We start from the raw sequence: 4,912 nt of genomic DNA, 5'->3' as shown, positions 1-4,912 counted from the left end.
GGTGGGGGGAATCGCCGCGAAGCGGCGGCTAGGGGCCGGGCGGCGCGAGGGTAAGCGGAATGCCCCGGCGCTCTGGGAGCGGCGGGGCATCAGTGTTGGCGGTGGCGAGTAGCAGCCCGGTACCAGGGTGGCCAACGCGCTGCGGCCCGCCCGCAACATGGCTACCCCGCACTGCAGTCGGCGTGGGCACCCTGCGCTGTGGGCCGGGCTCAGACGCATCGGCACCCCGCGCTGCGACCCGGTGGCGGCTTGGATTCCCTGGGCCGTCGGCGCCGGGTCCCCTGCGCTGGAAGCGGGGCTCGGTGTGGGGCGCCCGAGCCGGGGTGGGGCAGCGGTGCTGTAGGCGTGGGAGTTAGCCCGCTACCGAGATTGTCGGCTCGCCGGAGGCTACGCCGTCCTTTTCCATCTGCTCGGCGATCTTCATCGCCTCCTCGATCAGCGTCTCCACGATCTTCGACTCGGGGACGGTCTTGATGACCTCGCCCTTGACGAAGATCTGGCCCTTGCCGTTGCCCGAGGCCACGCCGAGGTCCGCCTCGCGGGCCTCGCCGGGGCCGTTCACCACGCAGCCCATGACGGCCACGCGGAGCGGGACCTCCATGCCGTCGAGGCCCGCCGTGACCTCCTCGGCCAGCTTGTAGACGTCGACCTGGGCGCGGCCGCAGGAGGGGCAGGAGACGATCTCCAGGCGGCGCTGGCGGAGGTTGAGGGACTCCAGGATCTGGATGCCGACCTTGATCTCCTCCGCGGGGGGCGCGGACAGCGAGACGCGGATCGTGTCGCCGATGCCCTCGGAGAGCAGCGCGCCGAAGGCGACCGCCGACTTGATCGTGCCCTGGAAGGCGGGGCCGGCCTCGGTCACGCCGAGGTGCAGGGGGTAGTCGCACTGGGCGGCCAGCTGGCGGTAGGCGTTGACCATGACCACGGGGTCGTTGTGCTTCACCGAGATCTTGATGTCCCGGAAGTCGTGCTCCTCGAAGAGGGACGCCTCCCACAGGGCCGACTCGACCAGCGCCTCGGGGGTCGCCTTGCCGTACTTCTTCAGGAGGCGCGCGTCCAGCGAGCCCGCGTTGACGCCGATGCGGATCGGCGTGCCCGCGTCCTTCGCGGCGCGCGCGATCTCCTTGACCTTGTCGTCGAACTGCTTGATGTTCCCCGGGTTCACGCGGACCGCCGCGCAGCCCGCGTCGATCGCCGCGAAGACGTACTTCGGCTGGAAGTGGATGTCGGCGATGACCGGGATCTGCGACTTGCGGGCGATCGTGGCGAGCGCGTCGGCGTCGTCCTGCGTGGGGCAGGCGACCCGGACGATCTGGCAGCCCGACGCCGTCAGCTCCGCGATCTGCTGAAGCGTCGCACCGATGTCCGACGTACGCGTCGTCGTCATCGACTGCACGGAGACCGGCGCGTCCCCGCCCACGGCCACCGAACCGACCTGGATCTTCCGGCTGACCCTTCGGTCGGCGAGCTTGGTCGGAACGGACGGGATTCCGAGCGATACGGCAGTCATCTGGCGAGCATCCCCAAGAGTGTGGATCAAGGTCCCGAGATCGGCGGGCTCCGGGTTTCGAGATTACGGCACCCAAGGGGGGCCAGGCACATCACCTCTGTAAGTCCACCCAATGGAGGGCGGCCCGACACATAGAGTGCCGGGCCGCCGCAAACCTCGTACAACTAGGAGATTCGCACTGGATTCACCACGTCCGCGATGAGCACCAGGATCGTGAAGCAGATGAAGATCCCCGCCACCACATAGGCGACCGGCATCAGCTTCGCCACGTCGAAGGGGCCCGGGTCGGGCCTGCGCAGGACCTTCGCCACGTTGCGGCGCAGGGACTCCCACAGGGCGCCCGCGATGTGGCCGCCGTCCAGCGGGAGCAGCGGCAGCATGTTGAAGAGGAACAGCGAGAGGTTGAAGCCCGCGATGAGGAACAGCATCATCGCGATCTGGTTCTGCGGCGGGATGTCCAGGGTGAACACGTCACCGCCCACGCGGGCCGCGCCGACCACGCCCATCGGGGAGTCCTGCTTGCGCTCGCCGTCGCCGAACGCCGCGTCCCACAGGTCCGGGATCTTGGACGGCAGCGCGATCAGCGACTCGACACCGCTCTCCATCATGTCGCCCATGCGCTCCACGGAATCGCCGAAGGACTGCTGGACGATGCCGGTGGCGGGGGTGAAGCCGAGGAAGCCGGCGTAGACGTACTTGCCCTCTACGTAGGCACCCTCGCCGTCGGTCTTGGTGACCTGGTTCTTGATGAGGTTGGCGTGCAGGTCGAGCCGCTTGCCGTCGCGCTCGACGGTGAGGGTGGCCGGGCCGATGGTCTCGCGGATCTTGGTCTGGAGCGTGGACCAGTCGTCGACCGGCTGGCCCTGGAAGGCGACGATCTTGTCGGCGGGCTTGAGGCCCGCCGCCTTGGCGGGGGCGGGCTTGTCGCCCTTCTCGCACTTGGAGCGGTTCTCGCTCTGCTGGATGACGCAGTCCGAGACCTTGCTGACCTGGGTCGTCTGGGAGCTGATGCCGAACGTCATCATCACGCCGAGGAAGATCGCCACGGCGAGGACCAGGTTCATGAAGGGACCCGCGAACATCACGATCACGCGCTTCCACGGCTTGCGCGTGTAGAAGAGGCGGGTCTCGTCGCCGGGCTTCAGCTCCTCGAAGGCCGCCGAGCGCGCGTCCTCGATCATGCCGCGCCAGGGCGAGGTGGAGCGGGCCTCTATGCGGCCGTCGGCGCCGGGCGGGAACATGCCGATCATGCGGATGTAGCCGCCGAGGGGGATGGCCTTGATGCCGTACTCGGTGTCGCCCTTCTTGCGCGAGAAGAGGGTCGGGCCGAAGCCCACCATGTACTGCGGGACGCGGATGCCGAACATCTTGGCCGTCGACAGATGGCCCAGCTCGTGCCAGGCGATCGAGAAGAGCAGCCCGATCACGAAGACGACTATCCCGAGGATCATCATCAAGGTCGTCATGCACGAGCCTCCGCGGTCGTCTTGGCTGCCAGTTCGCGGGCCCGAGCGCGCGCCCAGGTCTCCGCTTCGAGGACGTCCGCCACGGTCAGGGAGGTTCCGGATGCCGGTGTGCCGTGTTCCTCCACGATCCTCGTCACCGTCTCCATGATGCCGTTGAAGGGCAGCGCGCCCTTGAGGAACGCGTCCACGCACTCCTCGTTGGCGGCATTGAACACCGCCGGGGCCGTGCCCGCGAGCTCTCCGACGTGCCGGGCGAGAGCGACCGACGGGAACGCGTCGTTGTCGAGGGGGAAGAACTCCCAGCTCGACGCCTTGGTCCAGTCGAAGGCGGGCGCCGCGTCGGGCACCCGCTCCGGCCAGCCGATACCGATGGCGATCGGGCCGCGCATGTCGGGCGGGGTGGCCTGGGCGAGGGTCGAGCCGTCGGTGAACTCCACCATCGAGTGCACGTACGACTGGGGGTGCACGACGACCTCGATGCGGTCGAAGGGGATGTCGTAGAGGAGGTGTGCCTCGATGACCTCAAGGCCCTTGTTGACCAGCGTCGCGGAGTTCACGGTGATCACCGGGCCCATGGCCCAGGTGGGGTGCGCGAGCGCGTCCTCGGGGGTGACGTGCGCGAGATCGGCCTTCGTACGTCCCCGGAAGGGGCCGCCGGACGCGGTGACGACGAGTCTGCGTACGTCCGCGCGCGTACCGGCCGCCAGCGCCTGGAAGAGGGCCGCGTGCTCGGAGTCGACCGGGATGATCTGGCCGGGCTTGGCGATCGCCTTGACGAGCGGGCCGCCGACGATGAGGGATTCCTTGTTGGCGAGCGCGAGGGTGCGGCCCGCTTCGAGGGCGGCGAGCGTCGGTGCGAGGCCGATGGAGCCGGTGATGCCGTTGAGGACCGTGTGGCAGGCGGAGGCGGCCAGCTGGGTGGCGGCGTCCGGTCCGGCCAGGATCTCGGGGAGCGGCTCCCCCGCTTCGTACTGCCCCTGGAGCGCCTCCCGCAGCGCCGGTACGACGTCCTCGCGGGCGACCGCGACGGTCCTGACCCGCAGTCGGCGTGCCTGCTCGGCGAGGAGGCCGACGCGGCCGCCCGCGGCGGAGAGCGCGGTGACGCGGAAGCGGTCGGGGTTGCGCAGGACGAGGTCGATGGCCTGGGTGCCGATCGAGCCCGTGGAGCCGAGGATGACGATGTCCCGCGGGCCGGCCCCGTCCGTCGTGGAGACGGGGTCGAAGACGAGATGCGGGTCGGCGAGGGGGGATGGGCTGTCGCTCATCCCCCCATTGTGGCCGCAAGACCTGTCCGGCCGGACCGCGCGGGGCCCTATGTGGTGAACGTGGCGTCGGCGCTCTCGCGGTGGCGCCTCGGCAGGGCTCAGCGAATGGGGCGGTGGACGTTGTCGCGCGAGGAGGGGCCGGGGGCCGCTTCGGCGATCCACGGGCCCTCTCCGGAGGGGTCGATGATCCCTGATTCGAGCCAGGTGTAGGTGCCCGAGAGGACTCCCTTGACGACCTTGCGGTCGACGTCGTCGGTGTTGGTCCACAGGCGGTCGAAGAGCTCCTCGACGCGGATACGGGACTGGCGGCAGAAGACGTCCGCCAGTTGGTAGGCCTCGCGGCCGTACTCCTCCGTGGTGCGCAGGAGTTCCGCGCGTACGCAGGCCGCGCTCATCGCGAACAGTTCCGCCCCGATGTCGACGACCCGGCCGAGGAAGCCCTGCTTGGTCTCCATCTTTCCCTGCCAGCGGGACATGGCGTAGAAGGTGGAGCGGGCCAGTTTGCGAGCACTGCGCTCGACATAGCGCAGATGGCCGGAGAGGTCGGCGTGGCAGGGCGGATGGAATTCCGCGTACGAGCGTGGGAGCTGGCCGGGGCCCGTGACCAGTTTCGGCAGCCAGCGCGCGTAGAAGCCGCCCGCCCGCGCGCCCGCCCGTGCCTTGTCGGAGAG

Annotated in this window: 3 protein-coding genes and 1 pseudogene; all 4 read right to left on the bottom strand. The window is 69.5% G+C overall.

Features of this window, described 5'->3' with window-relative positions; translation table 11 throughout:
- Nucleotides 1–352: 352 nt before the first annotated feature.
- The gene (gene ispG, locus GKQ77_RS27600) at nt 353–1,510 is read right to left on the bottom strand and encodes a flavodoxin-dependent (E)-4-hydroxy-3-methylbut-2-enyl-diphosphate synthase (protein WP_030784465.1); all 1,158 of its coding nucleotides are present in this window, start codon (nt 1,508–1,510) and stop codon (nt 353–355) included.
- A gap of 164 nt (nt 1,511–1,674) precedes the next feature.
- Nucleotides 1,675–2,976, bottom strand: coding sequence for a M50 family metallopeptidase (locus tag GKQ77_RS27595; RefSeq protein WP_219691646.1), 1,302 nt, complete (start codon nt 2,974–2,976; stop codon nt 1,675–1,677).
- Nucleotides 2,973–4,241 (bottom strand): 1-deoxy-D-xylulose-5-phosphate reductoisomerase, encoded by a 1,269-nt coding sequence (dxr, locus tag GKQ77_RS27590; RefSeq protein WP_219691645.1) that lies wholly within the window; start codon nt 4,239–4,241, stop codon nt 2,973–2,975. Before dxr ends, GKQ77_RS27595 begins: the two co-directional genes overlap by 4 nt.
- A 98-nt stretch (nt 4,242–4,339) precedes the next feature.
- Nucleotides 4,340–4,912 (bottom strand): annotated as a pseudogene (locus tag GKQ77_RS27585) (acyl-CoA dehydrogenase family protein); the annotation flags it as partial.

Source organism: Streptomyces anatolicus (assembly GCF_019400875.1).
Lineage (GTDB): Bacteria > Actinomycetota > Actinomycetes > Streptomycetales > Streptomycetaceae > Streptomyces > Streptomyces anatolicus.
This window is presented reverse-complemented; position numbering and strand designations above follow the sequence as displayed.

Excerpts from the sequence above, each read along its gene's own strand:
- ispG (WP_030784465.1), bottom strand. The coding sequence starts at position 1,510 with ATGACTGCCGTATCGCTCGGAATCCCGTCCGTTCCGACCAAGCTCGCC.
- GKQ77_RS27595 (WP_219691646.1), bottom strand. The coding sequence starts at position 2,976 with ATGACGACCTTGATGATGATCCTCGGGATAGTCGTCTTCGTGATCGGG.
- dxr (WP_219691645.1), bottom strand. The coding sequence starts at position 4,241 with ATGAGCGACAGCCCATCCCCCCTCGCCGACCCGCATCTCGTCTTCGAC.